1 protein-coding gene is annotated in these 636 nt (G+C 40.1%); it reads left to right on the top strand.

What is annotated here, in order from left to right; translation table 11 throughout:
- Positions 1–582: lambda exonuclease family protein (locus ACFIKG_RS09730; RefSeq protein WP_375652245.1), on the top strand; the 582-nt coding region annotated here is incomplete at its 5' end.
- Between the last annotated feature and the right edge of the window lie 54 nt (positions 583–636).

The raw sequence follows: 636 nt of genomic DNA, 5'->3' as shown, positions 1-636 counted from the left end.
AAAGTCACTGCTTCAAACGTTTACAACGTACTCAGTAAGACAGCAAAAGGTTTGCCTACAAGCAAATATGAAGACTACAAAACGAAACTCATGATAGAACGCTTAATAGAGGGAATAAGCCAATCTTATACAACACCTGCTATGCAATGGGGCATTGAACATGAAGAGAATGCCTTGAGAGAATATGAATTCATTTATGACGCAGAAGTCACAAGATGCGGGTTTATCCCACACCCAAAAATGAAAATGGCGGGTGCAAGTCCTGATGGGTTCATTGGAGAGGACGGTTTAATCGAAGTCAAATGTCCACAATCAACAACTCATCTTCGTTTTTTTATGTATGACGAAATCAAACCAGAATATCACGCACAAATGCAATTCCAAATGGCATGCACAGGACGCAAATGGTGTGATTTCATTAGCTATAATCCAAACTTTGTAGGCAAATCTACTGGTTTGAGAATGAAAATCAAACGCGTCCTCCGTGATGAGAAACACATTGAAGAGATTAATAAAGCGGTCGAAATCTTTTTAGGGGAAATAGAACAAGAGATGCAAAAGATTTTGGCAAAAGCTGCTTAAACCTATGGGGGTGCTCTCTCCTTCTCCTCTTGCTTAAGCACCCCCACCCATTTA

It is taken from the genome of Bartonella sp. LB28NMGDW (assembly GCF_042194435.1).
Taxonomy (GTDB): domain Bacteria; phylum Pseudomonadota; class Alphaproteobacteria; order Rhizobiales; family Rhizobiaceae; genus Bartonella; species Bartonella grahamii.
Note: the sequence above shows the minus strand (reverse complement) of the source record. Positions and strands in the feature narration are given on the sequence as shown.